This is a genomic window from Nostoc sp. ChiVER01 (assembly GCF_034531155.1).
GTDB lineage: Bacteria > Cyanobacteriota > Cyanobacteriia > Cyanobacteriales > Nostocaceae > Nostoc.
In genome coordinates, this window is sequence record NZ_JAVRBS010000042.1 from 19852 (window position 1) to 36345 (window position 16494).

A 16494-nucleotide genomic window follows, 5' to 3' on the forward strand; every position below is an offset into this window, starting at 1 on the left:
TAAAGGGAAAAGGATTTAATGCCTTTACCCTTTATTCTTTAACCTTTTCCCCTCTTCTTCTTGCTGGGGTTTTAATTCGATCTCGCCATAAAGCTGCAATGCAGAACGCCAAACTATATAGCCTTCAGGACTTAAATGTAAACCATCAGTAGTAAATTCGCGGCGGAGATTACCTTGTTTGTTGGTAAACAGGGGATGTAAATCGAGATATTTGACACCTTTTTTGTTACAAATACTTTGCAGCTGCTGATTTAACTCACGAATGCGACTATTGTCAACAGCCAGAAGTTTATCTCGTCCTTTCCAGGTTGCTTCTTCTGCGCCATGTGGCAAAATCGATTGGACAACAATTTGCGCCGTGGGATGCTTCTTTCGTAGGTAATTAATAATTTGACGCTGATTATCTAAAATTTCTCTGTCGCTCACCCCCCGAATTAGGTCATTAATGCCAATCATCAGAAAAATCTCCTCTGGCTGGGTGCGGTCAAATATCTCCAATCTTTTCAAGAGTCCATTACTGGTTTCGCCAGAAATTCCTTGATTGAGCCAATTTTTACCTTCAGGTAATAACTCAGGCGGAAACCACAAACTCAAAGAATCTCCCACTAGGATGCTTAAATGCGGAGGACGTTGGTCTGCGGCTACCTTGGCTTCTTGCGTAAGGATGTCTACCCACTGCTGGTAAGAGAGTTGGTGACGACGACCTAAATCAGATGTAGCAATTTCGGGTGAGAAGTTACGACTGATTGGCTCTGGGGATGTTACTATCCCAAAAAAAGCGGACAATCTCTGCTGTTGCCAAATTAGCAGGATGACCGCCAACATTAGGATGCCGTTAGTTAACAGCGAGAAAAATGCCCAGATAGGAAAGGTTTTTGCAGATGTAGACACGACTAGCGAAATTTACCAATTATTTGAATCAAATTTTAACGCTAGCGATCGCAAATTACACATTTAAATTGGGGAATGGGGAATGGGGGAGAATAATAACTCGTAACTCCTGTACAGACGCGATTAATCGCGTCTGTACTCCCTACTCCCCACTCGCTACTTTTTACTAAGTAGGACGATCGCCAAACTCGGAGTTGTAACCTTCTTCTCCGTGCTCGTTGATATCCAAACCTTGCAATTCGGCTTCTTCTTTAACTCGCAGACCAACTGTAGCATCGATAATCTTGAGAATAACCCACGTCCCAACACCTGCGATCGCATAAGCAATGGCAATTGCTAGTAGTTCAACTCCCAATTCACCAAAGTTACCACGCAGTACCCCGTCTTTACCTCCGCCGTTGACTTGAGTCGTGGCAAAGATGGCCGTTAAAATAGCCCCCACCGTACCACCAACGCCATGCACGGGAAAGGTATCTAAAGCATCATCAACTTCTAGCTTGTGCTTAAAACTCACAGCATAGAAGCAAACAAAGGCAGTGATGAAACCAACTAAAATCGCCGATAGCGGTGTGACAAATCCGGCGGCGGGAGTGATGCCAACTAAACCAGCAACGGCTCCTGTAGCCGCTCCCACGGCTGTCGGTTTACCCCGTAAAACTGCTTCCAAAATTAGCCACATTAAAGCCGCCGCCGCCGCCGCCGTATTGGTGGCAACAAAGGCTGTTGTTGCTAAATTTGTTGTTAAGTTACCAGAAGTTCCACTAGCAACAGATAAGGCACTCCCAGCGTTGAAGCCGAACCAACCAAACCACAGCAAGCCAGCACCCAGCAAAATGAAGGGGACATTGTGTGGCGGGCTAAGACGATCGGGATGGGTTTTCCGAGGCCCAAGGACGAGCGCAGCTACCAGGGCTGAAACGCCAGAACTAATATGAACTACTGTGCCACCTGCAAAGTCGAGGGCACCTAATCCACCAGCTAAACCTAAAAATCCACCTTTAGCCCACACCATGTGAGCAATGGGGGCGTAAACAAAGGTTGACCACAGCAGCACAAACAGCGAATAGGCGCGGAAACTCATTCGCTCAACGATCGCTCCAGAAATTAGAGCTGGGGTGATAATGGCAAACATGGCTTGGTAGATCATGAATGCCTGGTGGGGTATCGTTCCGGCGTATGAAACGACATCAGCATATTTGGGGTCTGCTGCTTTGAGGGCGTCTTCATAAGGCAGATGCGGCAAGTAGCCTTGAGTTTCTAAACCAACACCATTCAACCCGAACCATTGCAATCCACCAATAAATGGTAAACCTGGTGCAAAGGAAAGACTATAACCCCAGAGAATCCAGGTAACTCCCACGATCGCCATTAACACAAAGCTCATCATCAATGTGTTTAGGATATTACGCGATCGCACAAATCCACCATAAAAGAACGCCAATCCTGGTGTCATTAACAGCACTAGTGCTCCTGAGATCAGCATAAATGCCGTATCTCCAGTATCAGCAGCAGGCACAGCAGCTGGTGTTTGGGCAAAAGCATTGCCCATCAAAGGCCCTCCTAAAAACAGTAGGGTAATAACCCCAATCATCACAACTTTCTTCAACACTTCTTTTTCTTCCTAACCACCAATAATTTGTATACTTGACTACATTTGATTACTTTTAGTTACACATTTTTGTGTTGAAAGTTACTTAATCTTAAATTTCTTGAAATGTTAACAAAAATATAATCCTGTTTGTAGTTGCCAAGATGGGAATAACAATGTATACACTCAATCATTTGATTGTTGATTGCATTTTTTTTTGAACAATAGCATTTTATTCAAGCGCTACAAAATTCTAAATTTTTAGTTACCTACTGTTACAAATCAAGATACTTGTGATCCTTGAAAAGTCTTGTAAATTATCAGAGAATTTTGCCAAAAATGTGATGATTTATCTTCATATCTCCCTTATAAAGGTGTAGATATATATCCACAGGGCTTCTTCTTCGAGCTTAGTTGCTAAAAAACCTTTGCATTGGATGAGGTTATTATCTGCTTAAAAGGGAATACTATAAAAACATTGGTAAAAAATAATACAAACATTCTATTTAAGTTCTGGGTGCAAACATGATAATTAGAACACTCACTAAAGCTAAACATGCTCCGATTAAGTCGTAGCGGTCTGGAGTTACCCCGTCTACCTTCCAGCCCCAAAACATTGCCATTGCAATAAACACGCCACCGTAAGCCGCATACACTCTGCCAAAATTTGCCGATTGGAGAGTTGCAATAATCCCATAAAAAGCTAAAGCAATTCCACCCAATATGCCCCACCACAAAGGCTTACCTTCGCGCAACCACAACCAGACTAAGTAGCCGCCACCGATTTCCAATAAACCAGCCCACAAAAAATACACTAGGGACTTAATCATTTAACAGATTCTTTAATAAAATCGAACTCAGTAAAATTACGCTAACGCTTTTAACTAAAGTGTTGTCATTAATTAAAGTAAGTTTGTTGACAAATTAGGGATTGGAGATTGGGGCTAGGGACTGAGTATTAAGGGGGACAAAACAAGATAAAGACTTCTTTTTTAATAATTCCGCCTAGTCCGCAATCTCCAGCCCCCAATCCCCAATCCCCAGTCCCCAGTCCCTAATCCCCAGAATAAGGATGAAAGCACCATTACCTGATAACGAAGCACAAAGAATCGAGACGCTTTTGCAGTATAAGATTCTCGACACGCCATCTGAAGCCGCTTTTGATGACCTCACCCATTTAGCCTCGTATATTTGTCAGACTCCTATTGCTTTAATTAGCTTAATTGATACAAACCGTCAGTGGTTCAAGTCAAGACTCGGAATAGAAGCCATAGAAACGCATCGAGATTTTGCATTCTGTGCCCATGCTATTCTACAGCCTGATGTTTTTATTGTGCCTGATGCAACAGATGATGAAAGGTTTGCCATCAACCCACTAGTAACATCTGACCCAAAGATTCGGTTTTATGCTGGTGTACCTCTGACTAATCCTGAGGGATATGCGCTAGGAACTCTATGTGTAATTGATTATGTACCACGAGAACTTACACCAGAACAAGTGGAGGCATTACGAACTTTAGGTCGTCAAGTGATCAAGCAACTGGAATTACGCCGAAATTTAGCAAGTTTGGTACTTGTAAGCAAGAAAGGCAAACAGGCGCAGAGAGTACACAAGCAATTTTTTAAAAAGATTGCAGCAGGTTTTGGTTTAGCATCGGCAATTTTAGTTCTGATTGGCGTAGTTTCTTATCAAAATACAAGAGTATCTACTAATAATCGCAGTATAGTAAAAAATACTTATAAAAAAATTGAGAGTCTAGAAAAACTACAGTACCAGATAAAGGATGCTGAGACTGGACAAAGTGGTTACGTCCTTACTGGAAAACAAACTTATCTCAAACCTTATCAAGCAGCACTTGCTAACGTCGAGCAAGAAATTGCCAACCTGAAAAGTCTAACAGCAGATCAACCGAATCAACAAAAGCAAATTGCAACCCTTGAATTTCTAATAACGACTAAATTTACTGAACTAAAACAAACTATTGACTTGCGCCAAAACAAGGGATTAGAAGCGGCATTGCAAGTACTAGTGAAAAATGAGCAACAAAATCTCATGGATGATATCCGCAAGGCGATCAATGAGATGGAAAACGAGGCAAAGGGACAACTTCAACAGCAGTTACAAGCAAAAAAAGCCACTAGTCGCAACACAATTCTGATACTTGCGATCGCCATCTGCCTAAGTTTTATCGTTCTTGCTGTAGTCTACTACTTCATCTATCGTGAGGTCATTGAGCGCAAAAGGACAGAAGAAGCCTTAAACCAAGAACGCAACTTTATCTCAGCAGTCCTGGATACAGCCAGCGCCTTAGTAGTAGTTGCCGACTCCCAAGGAAAAATTGTTCGCTTCAATCAAGCTTGTGAGCAAACAACAGGTTACTCCTTCGATGAGGTGAGGGATAGGCATTTCTGGAACTTGTTCTTACTTCCTGAAGAGGTGGAGTCAGCCAAAGCAGTTTTTGAGCAATTGTTAACTGGTAGAGGCCTCCTAGAATACGAAAACTATTGGGTAATGAAGGATGGCAGCCGCCGACTGATTGCCTGGTCGAATACCTTCTTAAAAGACTATGAAGGATCGGTGGAATACATTGTTGGTACTGGCATTGACATCACCGATCGCAAACGAGTAGAACAACATCTGACTGCTCAATATGTTGCAACTCGCGTTTTAGAAGAGTCCGCCACGATTAGCGAAGCTACTTGGCAAACCCTGCAAGGGATCTGCGAGAGTTTGGTATGGGATTTGGGTGAAATTTGGATGGTGGATGAGCAGGCAAATGTGCTGCGTTTTGTCGATATGTGGTATGAGGCATCTCTTGATGTACAGGAGTTAGCAGCACTAAATCGGCAAACCACCCTTGCACCAGGAATTGGACTACCTGGCCGGGTTTGGGCTAGTTCTGAACCTGTTTGGATCGCTGATATCGTTAAAGAACTCAGTTTCTCCCGCTTCAAAATCAGCCCTGAAGTACAACTACACGCAGCTTTTGGTTTTCCGATCCGCAGTGGTCATAAAATCCTTGGTGTGATTACCTGCTTTAACCGTCAAATCCAACCGCCTGACCAAGATTTGATCAAAACGATGAATTCTATTGGTGAGCAATTGGGGCAATTTATCCAGCGTAAACAAGCTGAAGAAGAGGTACAACGGCAAAACTTGCGATCGCAATTATTTACCGAAATCGCTCTTAAGATTCGCCAATCTTTACAAATTGAAGAAATTCTCCAAATCACTGTCAAGGAAGTACAAAGAATTCTCCAGACTGACCGAGTTTTAATCTATCAAGTTTTGCCTGATGAATCTGTACCTACTGTTATTGAAGCAGTAGTTTCTGGCTTACCAACAATCAAAGAGCAAAATATTAGCGCCCCCTACTTTCGAGCCGAATATTTACAGCAGTACTATTTACAGCAGTACCGTCAAGGACAAATTTTAGGACTAGCTAATTTCGATCTGCCAGAAGTAGAACAAAACCATTTAGAATTAATCCAACAGTTTGGGGTCAAAGTCAATTTGGTTGTGCCCATTCTTGTCAAAGAAGAACTTCGTGGTTTGCTCATAGTTCATCAGTGTGATGATTCTCACCACTGGTCTAGCTTTGAAACTCATCTTTTGCGCCAAATAGCCGACCAAGTAGGTATTGCCTTAGCCCAAGCCCAACTATTAGTAGCAGAAACTCGTCAGCGACAAGAACTTGAAATTGCCCGTCGCCAAGCTGAATTAGCTTCTCAGGCTAAAAGTGCCTTTTTGGCAAATATCAGTCATGAAATTCGCACTCCGATGAATGCTGTATTGGGCATGACTAGTTTGGTGTTAGATACTCCGTTAGATCCAGAACAGCGAGATTTTATTGAAACAATTCGTAGTAGTGGAGACGCCCTTTTAAGTTTAATCAACGAGATTTTGGATCTTTCCAAACTTGAGGCTGGAGAGATGGCTCTTGAAACTCTAGATTTTGACTTATCCACTTGTGTGGAAGAAGTAGTGGAATTATTAGCTCCCTCAGCGCATAACAAGGGATTAGAAATTGGCGCACTGATTGAACATAACGTCCCCACCCACCTCAAAGGAGATACTGGTAGGCTGCGGCAAATTCTCATGAACTTAATCAGCAACGCTATCAAGTTCACTAGTGCTGGCGAAGTATTAATACAAGCCGAATTGCGTTCTCTTACTTCTACTACAGCCACCATCCATTTTGCCATCACAGATACAGGTCTTGGCATTAGCCCTGAAGATCAACGCAAACTCTTTATGCCATTTACCCAAGTGGATGCTTCGACTACTCGCAAGTATGGTGGTACTGGTTTGGGATTAGCCATCTGTAAACAACTAGTAACTTTGATGGGAGGAGTAATTGGGGTAGAGAGTCAGATCGGTAAAGGATCTAAGTTTTGGTTTGAAGTACTTTTTACCAAGCAAGTTGAGCCTGCTTTACCAAAGTGCCAACGCGGACTTTTGAACAATCGCCGTTTGTTATTAGTGGATAACAATGCTATTAATTACAAAATTATCTACTATCAAGCTAATCATTGGGGAATGCAGGTAGATAAAGCTGATAGTATTACTGCTGCCCTCAAAGTTATTCAGTCAGCTTATGAGCAAGGAAAATCTTATGATGTTGCCTTGGTTGATATAAAAAATGACATGACAATAAAAGAACAAATTAAAGCCAATTCTGCAATTACTGAAATACCTTTGATTATGCTCACCTCTACTAATCAACGTGATGAAGTGCAGCAGACGCTCAAAATTGGATTTACTGCTTATTTGGTCAAACCGATTAAGCCATCACGACTTCTCGATACCATTATGACTATTTTAGAAACTCAGTCGGAATCAAAACAAGGAGCTAAAGGCTCTTGGTTAAATGCTACTGAAAAAATCCAGAGTTCAGAAACTTCAAGTATTCTAACCTCCTCTTCCCCTTACGTGGCTACTAAATCGAAATTAAGAATTCTCTTAGCTGAAGATAATTTGGTAAATCAAAAAGTAGCCTTGAAGCAACTCAATAGTCTGGGCTACAAAGCCGATGTCGTTGCTAATGGCAAGGAAGTTTTGCAGCTATTAGAAAAAATTCCTTACGATTTGATTCTAATGGATTGTCAAATGCCAGTTCTTGACGGTTTAGAAACCACAAAAGAAATTCATCGTTGGCAAGAAGATACTTTTGCTCTCCGTCGTCGTCCTGTAGTGATTGCGATGACTGCTAATGCCATGAAAGAAGATCAAGAAAGGTGTCTCAATGCCGGAATGGATGACTATTTAACTAAGCCAGTGTTTAAAGAAAAATTGGCTACAACCCTAGAGCATTGGACAGGTGTGATCCTTTCAAAACAAGAGGCAGTTGTATATGAGCAGACAGTTACTACTGATTTAGCAATTGATTGGGAACACTTGCATCGGATATCGGGAAATGACACAGAATTTGAGTTAAGTCTATTGCAAGTATGCGTTGAAGATATTAAACCCCGTTTAGAAATAATTAAAGCAGCGATCGCATCTCATGACTTTGGGCAAATTGTGCAAGAAGCTCATCACCTTAAAGGCGCTAGTGCCAACATTGGAGCCACAGCCATGTATCTAGCAGCTGATAAACTAGAACGATTGGCTTACCATCAAGACCTTAGAAATACTACTAACTTAATTTTAGAGTTAAAAGAACTTCTTAACTGCATTCAAGATTTTTTAATCAGAAAGCAGGTAACAAATAGCACCTTGTTACCAACCAAAAATGATGATGCATAAACCCGCGATTAATGCAAAAACAGCCTTGATGTACGCGTGCTAGTAAAAAAAATGTATATAATATTACAAATTTAGACTAAACGAAAAGCTGCATTCAATCTTCCTACATTTTCAACAACTTTAGCTGATATAGTAGCTGATATCGTCGGTATTTGGCGATTTATCATTATTCAAGAGGTCTTATGAAACGCTTAATCTACATCATTCCCGTTACTACAATTGCCTTACTGACATTAGTAGGATGCAACAGCGATCAAAAATCTACTACCCAGGCTCCTGCTGCCACTGAAACCACTGCGGGGACAGCAGTATCCAAAACAACTGTTGCGACACAGGGAGGTTTTAAGAGTTTGGTCAGTGTAGTTTCAAATACCAAAACTGCGGTGCAAGGCGGAAACTTTGATAAAGCTCAACAAGAATTTAATAAGTTTGAAAACTCTTGGTCTAAGGTTGAGGATGGTGTCAAAACTAAATCTTCAAAAACCTATAATGTAATCGAAGATACTGCGACCCAGGTGAAGGGTGCGCTGAAGGCAAAAGATAAAGCGAAAGCTCTTAAAGGGTTACAAACACTTGACACAAATATCGCCAGTGTTTCTAAAAAGTGAGGTAAAGCTAACATAGAGCAGAAGTCAGCCCCAACCCTTGGGGACGCTGTTTGCGTTTGGGGAAGTCAAAAGTCACACATTCAAAAGTCAATAATTTGGCCCCATAAATAAAATTATTTGCTCTGTATCCAAATTATTATTTGGTCAAAGGACACAAGATAGGAGAAAAACAGTCTTTATATCTGGCTTTGAACAAATAGCAAAGTGCTATAGTTTCCACTGGAGATTTTGGATAATGCGTTCATTTCGCAAGTACCACCGGACTCTGGCGATTATTCTGGCTTTACCGCTTGCTGTAACATTGTTAACTGGAATTGCAGCTACGCTGGTAGGTGAGTGGTCAGCTAACCTGGGAGTAGGCCGTAGTCTACTGCTTTCTATTCATCGTGGTGAAATATTTGGTTTACAGGGAATCTACCCAATTTTGAACGGACTAGGACTATTGGGATTGTTAGTTACTGGCTTAAGTATGACTAGTTTGTTTGGTAGGAAAAGGCCAAAATCCGAGAAGGATTAGAAAATATATAAGCTGTTACGCAAATAAACATTGTACATCCACTAGTGAGGTTGCCCTTTGTGGTTGGTAAACACAAATGACTAATTACTAATGAAGGTCTACACGGAAAATAGTGCAATATATAGGCGCGTTAGCTTAATTTCACTTTCCGTGCGATCGCATAGTAAAAAGTTTAGTACTAGCCTTTTCAAGGTGTACTTTACCCCAGTTTGATGCTAGCAGTGGATGCATTTTCTTGTGAATATGGTCATGCTTATGGAGCATTTTACCAAAAGAAATCAATAAGTTGAAATAATAATTAATTAAATTTTACATTTAACACCTATATTTGAATGTATTATCAATCATACTTATTGAAAATTTAAAGTTTTGATAAAGTAGTTGATGTAACCTTGTACTTCATGATAATTAAATAGTTACAGCGTCGGTTTAAAAAAGTTTGGAAAAAGAACCAAAATATTTGATATAGTTGCTTACTATTTGGATTCTTAATTAAGAGACTTTCAAAAAAAACTATCTAATTCTTTAAAGTAGGCGTCTCGCTCGTGCGTAAGCAAAAGCGGGTTTTTTAGGTCAGCCCACAATAAATAGCTGGATATTTTTTCTTTATAAGTTATTAACCAAATAAGTTAGTAGTTTTTAATTTAGATTACACAAATGGTAAGTAATCTACATTGACCTAATGAATAGTTCTTTTACTGAGGCTGAACTTACGTATTAGTGAGAAATTCAGGAGAAATAACATGGCATTTATTTTCGGCAAAACAAGTGCTGACAATCTTTCTGGGACTTCGGGAAATGACACGATAGTTGGTTGGGCTAGTGGTGGTAATGCCAATAGTACTTCTGGTAACGACACTTTGAATGGTGCAGATGGTAACGATTCTCTTGCAGGTGGGACAGCAAACGACAGTCTAAGTGGTGGAAACGGCAATGACACACTTGATGGTGGCACAGGAAACGACACTCTAATAGGTGGTGCAGGTAATGACACCTTCATAGCCAGTCAGGGTAACGACAGCATTAATGGCGGAGATGGCACTGATACCGCAGACTACAGTCAACTAGATCAAACCATTATCTTGTCAGGTTTTGGAACCATTGAAAAATCTGGCGGATTTGGTCAAGACCAACTCTTTAGAGTCGAAAAGGTTATTGCTAATTCTAATGTTGCCAACAACACTATAGATGCATCCCAATCTTTGGCTGGGGTATATATCACTGTTAATCTGCAAACCCAAAGTTTATCTGCCAGTAACGTTCCTGGCTTGGGAGCATTGTCATTTACAGCAGTCAACTTTGATAATGTCAAAGGCACAAATGGAAATGACAGCATTGTTGGTGACAGGCAAAATAATCGATTATCCGGTAATAATGGCAATGACACACTTGATGGAGGCTTAGGTACTGACACTTTGAGTGGGGGAGCAGGCGACGACACTTACCTCGTTGATAGTACTACCGACACCATTACGGAAGCTGCTAATTCAGGCACAGATACCGTCCTGTCTTCTGTTACCTACACACTAGGCGCCAATCTAGAGAATCTGAGGCTAACGGGAACTAGCGCCATCAATGCGACAGGTAACAGTCTTGATAACATTCTCATTGGTACTAATTTGAGCCGCAACACTCTGAATGGAAGAGCAGGCGATGACTCAATAATCGGTGGTAGCGGCGATGATATCCTCAACGGTGAGGACGGCGATGATAGACTACGAAGCGGACTCGACAATGACAGACTCAATGGCGGGTCTGGAGATGATGTCCTCATCAGTGTTTTTGCTGCTGGTTTGGCTGGTAGTAATGTGCTTCCACCTGGATTAGGGGAAATTGATACCTTAACTGGTGGGACTGGGGCAGATAGATTTATCCTGGGGGACTTTATAAGTGTTTACTACGACGATAACAACACTGCCAGTCCTGGTTTTGGGGACTTCGCTACTATTACTGACTTCGACTCTAGCCAAGATCAAATTCAACTCAAAGGATCTCTACTAGACTACCGTCTAGAAGTTATTGGAAATAACACACGAATATTCTTAGACAAACCGGGAGTAGAGCCAGATGAGATCATAGCTATTGTGCAGGGGAGAAACAATCTCACACTTGATAGTGATGACTTCCTTTTCAATTTTGAGGGGGAAATTGCTGGAAAAGGTACCAACAACTCACTGTTAACTGCTGAAGTGTTAGGTTCCTTATCATCAGGCTCAAACGTTAATGCTTTAGGTCAGATAGCAACAGTTCAACCGGGAGACAATTCTGATGTCGACTTTTATACTTTTTCTTTAGCAAATTCAGGAACTGTCACTATCACGACAGTGACATCGGGAGATTCAGTTCTTGGACTATTTAACGATACTGGGACTTTGGTACAAACTGACGACGATGGTGGTGGTAACAATTCGTCATTAATTACTAGTTCGTTGAGTGCGGGTACATACTCCATTTCAGTGAGTAAATTTCCTTCCTTGCCTGAAGATGGCGGAACTTTCTCTGGTAGCAGCTCTAAACCTGATTTTTCTTATACGCTAGAAGTCAGTGTGGTATAAGAACGTTGTTAAATTAAAGATTGTAATTTCAGGCATTTAGTTTCTACAGTTTTTCCTTTATTTAATGTAGAGACGTTACATGTAAAGTCTCTACATAATTCTAAAGATGGCTATTAACCATCATCTAAAACCGTAATTCCTGGCAATACCTTGCTTTTAAGTAACACCAAGCTGGCGCCATCGGTAGAGATGTGGCTCATTTGGTCGGCTAAATCGACCGAATAATTATGTAATGCTTAAGTATTATTAAGTTTTACATAAATTTTAGATCCCTATATGAATTAAAGAAATGCATATTAATATGCATTTCTTTAATAGAAAATTATTTTTTGGTATAAAAAAAGATTTGCTACCAAAAAATCTGACTCGGATTGCTATAGATTACACAAATGGGAAGTAATCTACATTGAACTGATGAATAGTTCTTTGACTGAGGCTGAACTTACGTATTAGTGAGAAATTCAGGAGAAATAACATGGCATTTATTTTCGGCAAAACAAGTGCTGACAATCTTTCTGGGACTTCGGGAAATGACACGATAGTTGGTTGGGCTAGTGGTGGTAATGCCAATAGTACTTCTGGTAACGACACTTTGAATGGTGCAGATGGTAACGATTCTCTTGCAGGTGGGACAGCAAACGACAGTCTAAGTGGTGGAAACGGCAATGACACACTTGATGGTGGCACAGGAAACGACACTCTAATAGGTGGTGCAGGTAATGACACCTTCATAGCCAGTCAGGGTAACGACAGCATTAATGGCGGAGATGGCACTGATACCGCAGACTACAGTCAACTAGATCAAACCATTATCTTGTCAGGTTTTGGAACCATTGAAAAATCTGGCGGATTTGGTCAAGACCAACTCTTTAGAGTCGAAAAGGTTATTGCTAATTCTAATGTTGCCAACAACACTATAGATGCATCCCAATCTTTGGCTGGGGTATATATCACTGTTAATCTGCAAACCCAAAGTTTATCTGCCAGTAACGTTCCTGGCTTGGGAGCATTGTCATTTACAGCAGTCAACTTTGATAATGTCAAAGGCACAAATGGAAATGACAGCATTGTTGGTGACAGGCAAAATAATCGATTATCCGGTAATAAGGGTAATGACACACTTGATGGAGGCTTAGGTACTGACACTTTGATTGGGGGAGCAGGCGACGACACTTACCTCGTTGACACTACTACCGACACCATTACAGAGGCTGCTAATTCAGGCACAGATAGCGTCCGGTCTTCTGTCTCTTACGGACTAGGCAACAATTTGGAAAACCTGACACTGAGGGAAGGTGGTGACATTAGCGGGACAGGTAACAGTCTTAGCAATTTCATTTTTGGTAATACTTCTAACAACACTTTGAATGGTGGAGGAGGCAATGATACTCTAGATGGTAGTGATGGTAATGATATCCTCAATGGTGGCGACGGCAATGATAGTCTACAGGGTGGGCCAGGTAATGAGGTACTCAATGGCGGCGCTGGAGACGATATCCTCATTGGTGCTTTCCCCGGTAGTCCACTTCCACCTGGAATAGGAGAAACTGATCGCTTCACAGGTGGAGCTGGGGCAGATAGATTTATCCTGGGTGACGCTGCAAATGTTTTCTACGACGATAACAATACTACGAATCCTGGTTTTGGGGACTTGGCTACTATTACTGACTTTGACTCTAGCCAAGATCGAATTGAACTCAAAGGAACTCCAGAAGACTACCGCTTGCAAGTTGTTGCAGGCAACACACGAATATTTTTAGAGAAACCGACAGGAGAGCAAGATGAAATCATAGGTGTTCTGCAAGGGACAACCAATCTTAGACTTGATAGTGATAACTTCCTTTTCTATGAGCGGGAAAATGCTGGAGAAGATACAAATAACTCACTAGATAGCGCTGAAGGATTAGGTTCCTTATCATCAGGCTCAAACCTTAATCTTTCAGCGCAGTTGGCAACAGTTCAACCAGGGGATAATTCTGATTTCGACTTTTTTAAATTTTCTGTAGCAAATCCAGGAACTGTCACTATCAGTACGGTGACATCTGAAGATACAGTTCTGGGTCTGTTTAACGCTGCTGGAGCTTTATTAGAAACTAACGACGATAATGGTTCCAACCAGTCATCATTAATCACTACTTTCCTGAATGCAGGTACGTACTCCATTTCAGTGAGTAAATTTAGTTTCTTACCTGAAGATGGCGGAATTTTCTCTGGTAGCAGCTCTATACCTGATTTTTCTTATAACCTAGAAGTCAGTTTTGCATAAGAATGTTGTCAATTTAAGATTGTACTGTCATCTGAAGTAGATTCAAGGATACTTTTCCTCCTGGCTAGGGGAACACGGCAACGTGTCCCCCTTACCCAACAAGAAACTATTTATACCAATGCTTTATGAAGATGCATAGAATTAAAAACGAACCGCCCTTCGGGTTCACCAGTCGCCTACGGTGGGAAACCCGCCTACAGCGCTGGTTCACCAAGAACGCCAAGAGCGCCAAGAATAGAGGGTTAATTATTTTGTGCAGCTCCACATGAAATTTATATTACAAGTCCGGGCTATTTTATGAGTCAGAATAAAGCCATAAATTCTGTATGCCCATCTTCGTAATGCAGAGGTATTTAATCAAAATCTGTCGGTAAATCTGGTTGGCGATAATGTTGAAAAAGTCGCGTGATTTGCGCTGGTGTCACACGTCCGATGGAAAGTTCTGGTAACGCATCTTCAGCAAAAAAACCTACTTCTTCAGTTTCAATACTTGATGATGGAGAACCACCAATAAGTTCACACTTAAAAAACAGCTTGTAGACATAAAACGGAAGCGGTGGATGTCCCTGTTTGTCTCTGTCATAGACTGCTAGTAGTTTGATCGCGCGTGCTTGATATCCAGATTCTTCATATACTTCTTTCATAACTACTTGACTGGGCGACTCGCCGACATCAGCCCATCCACCAGGTAAAGTCCAGCAACCGTCTGCTCGTTCTTTGACTAATAATATAGTATCATCACGAAAAATTGCTCCTCGCACATCAACTTTGGGAGTAGCATATCCTACTTCACGGCTAAACAAATCGAGAACATGGCTGTGTTCTACATTTGAGTAAGTCGCCATAATTTCTGTGGCGATCGCTCGTAATTGTTTATAGCGTTCGATATCAAAAGGGTTTTCAGAATAGGTTAGACCATTTTGAGCGATCGCTTGTAACTTTTGTGCCCATTCCAGCCATTTTGTTTCCACAGTTTTTTCCCTATTTAATATAGAGACGTTAAATATAACGTCTCTACATAATTCTAAAGATGGCTATTAAGCATCATCTAAAGCTGCAATTCCAGGCAATACCTTGCCTTCAAGCAACTCCAAGCTAGCGCCGCCGCCGGTGGAGATGTGGCTCATTTGGTCAGCTAAACCAACTTTTTCCACAGCCGCTACTGAGTCGCCGCCGCCAATGATGGTGGTAGTACCAGTTTTACCAATTTCAGCGAGGGTATGAGCGATCGCTTCCGTACCTTTGGCAAACTTATCAAACTCAAACACACCCATTGGCCCGTTCCAAATTACCGTTTTGGTATCTGCAAGGCTCTCTTGGAAAAATTTCACCGAGTCTGGCCCAATATCCAAACCCATCCAACCATCTGGAATATTCTCAATGCTAACGGTTTGAGAATTGGCATCGGGGGCAAAGTTATCTGCCAATACCACATCTGTAGGAAGCAATAAAGCAACGCCCCGTTCTTTAGCCTTAGCTTCCAAAGACTTCGCTAGTTCTAGCTTGTCTTCTTCTACCAACGACTTACCGACATTCAAACCACGGGCTTTATAGAAGGTGAAAATCATCCCACCGCCGATGATTAGCTTGTCGCACTTCTCCAGCAACGTTTCAATTACGCCAATTTTGCTGGAAACCTTGGAACCGCCAATAATTGCTGCCAAAGGACGTTGGGGATTTTCAATAGCATTTTGCAGATATTGCAATTCCTTCTCAACCAAATATCCAGCCACAGAAGGGCTGAGGAATTTAGTCACACCTTCAGTAGAAGCATGAGCGCGGTGTGCAGTACCAAAAGCATCATTTACATAAAAATCAGCATTAGCTGCCAATTTTTTTGCAAATTCTGAGTCGTTTTTCTCCTCTTCTGGGTAAAAACGGACATTTTCTAGTAACAGCACTTGACCATTTTGCAGAGTGCCAACTTTAGCTGCAACTTCATCGCCAATAGAGTCATCAGTTTTAACGACTTCTTGCCCCAGTAACTCAGAGAGACGCTTGGCAACGGGAGTTAGGCGTAATTTGTCATCCACACCCTTAGGACGGCCAAAATGGCTGGCGAGAATGACCTTAGCTCCCTTCTGCGTCAAATCTTGGATGGTTGGTAGAGCGGCGCGAATGCGAGTATCGTCGGTAATGTTGCCTTGATCGTCCACAGGCACGTTAAAGTCAACCCGCACTAAGGCACGTTTCCCAGAGATATCAGCCGAAGATAAACTTGCTAAACTTTTTTTGGACACACCAAACTCTCCTGATTGCCTTTTTGTTATTGTTTTGAAAGTAGAACCATCAAGATTTTACCGGAGTCAGGGGTACCCAA

Annotated in this window: 10 protein-coding genes; 5 read left to right on the plus strand and 5 right to left on the minus strand. The window is 41.6% G+C overall.

Annotated elements, in window-relative coordinates:
- Positions 1–24: 24 nt before the first annotated feature.
- The 3 genes from RMY00_RS33200 to RMY00_RS33210 form a co-directional block, all read right to left on the minus strand.
- The gene (locus RMY00_RS33200; RefSeq protein WP_322651614.1) at positions 25–891 is read right to left on the minus strand and encodes an SGNH/GDSL hydrolase family protein; all 867 of its coding nucleotides are present in this window, start codon (positions 889–891) and stop codon (positions 25–27) included.
- 166 nt (positions 892–1057) lie between these two features.
- Entirely contained in the window at positions 1058–2482 is a 1425-nt protein-coding gene (locus RMY00_RS33205) for an ammonium transporter (protein ID WP_416212124.1), read from the minus strand.
- Positions 2483–2985: 503 nt separating this feature from the next.
- Positions 2986–3309, minus strand: a complete 324-nt coding sequence (locus tag RMY00_RS33210) for a YnfA family protein (protein ID WP_322651616.1) — start codon at positions 3307–3309, stop codon at positions 2986–2988.
- A 242-nt stretch (positions 3310–3551) separates the two neighbouring features.
- On the opposite strand from RMY00_RS33210, the gene RMY00_RS33215 reads away from it, so the two are divergent.
- The 5 genes from RMY00_RS33215 (at position 3552) to RMY00_RS33235 (ending at position 14174) form a co-directional block, all read left to right on the plus strand.
- The gene (locus tag RMY00_RS33215) at positions 3552–8228 is read left to right on the plus strand and encodes a GAF domain-containing protein (RefSeq protein WP_322651617.1); all 4677 of its coding nucleotides are present in this window, start codon (positions 3552–3554) and stop codon (positions 8226–8228) included.
- A gap of 182 nt (positions 8229–8410) precedes the next feature.
- Positions 8411–8836 (plus strand): DUF4363 family protein, encoded by a 426-nt coding sequence (locus RMY00_RS33220; protein ID WP_322651618.1) that lies wholly within the window; start codon positions 8411–8413, stop codon positions 8834–8836.
- A gap of 235 nt (positions 8837–9071) precedes the next feature.
- Positions 9072–9353, plus strand: coding sequence for a peptidase (locus tag RMY00_RS33225; protein ID WP_196525661.1), 282 nt, complete (start codon positions 9072–9074; stop codon positions 9351–9353).
- Positions 9354–10096: 743 nt separating this feature from the next.
- Positions 10097–11908 carry a DVUA0089 family protein gene (locus RMY00_RS33230; RefSeq protein WP_322651619.1) on the plus strand — a complete coding sequence of 604 codons (1812 nt, stop codon included), beginning with the start codon at positions 10097–10099 and terminating at the stop codon, positions 11906–11908.
- A gap of 475 nt (positions 11909–12383) precedes the next feature.
- Positions 12384–14174 (plus strand): calcium-binding protein, encoded by a 1791-nt coding sequence (locus RMY00_RS33235; RefSeq protein ID WP_322651620.1) that lies wholly within the window; start codon positions 12384–12386, stop codon positions 14172–14174.
- Positions 14175–14527: 353 nt separating this feature from the next.
- On the opposite strand, the gene RMY00_RS33240 is transcribed toward RMY00_RS33235, so the two are convergent.
- Positions 14528–15145 (minus strand): NUDIX hydrolase, encoded by a 618-nt coding sequence (locus RMY00_RS33240; RefSeq protein WP_322651621.1) that lies wholly within the window; start codon positions 15143–15145, stop codon positions 14528–14530.
- 66 nt (positions 15146–15211) lie between these two features.
- Complete coding sequence (locus RMY00_RS33245) at positions 15212–16414, minus strand: phosphoglycerate kinase (RefSeq protein WP_322651622.1); 1203 nt, start codon at positions 16412–16414, stop codon at positions 15212–15214.
- Positions 16415–16494 lie beyond the last annotated feature (80 nt).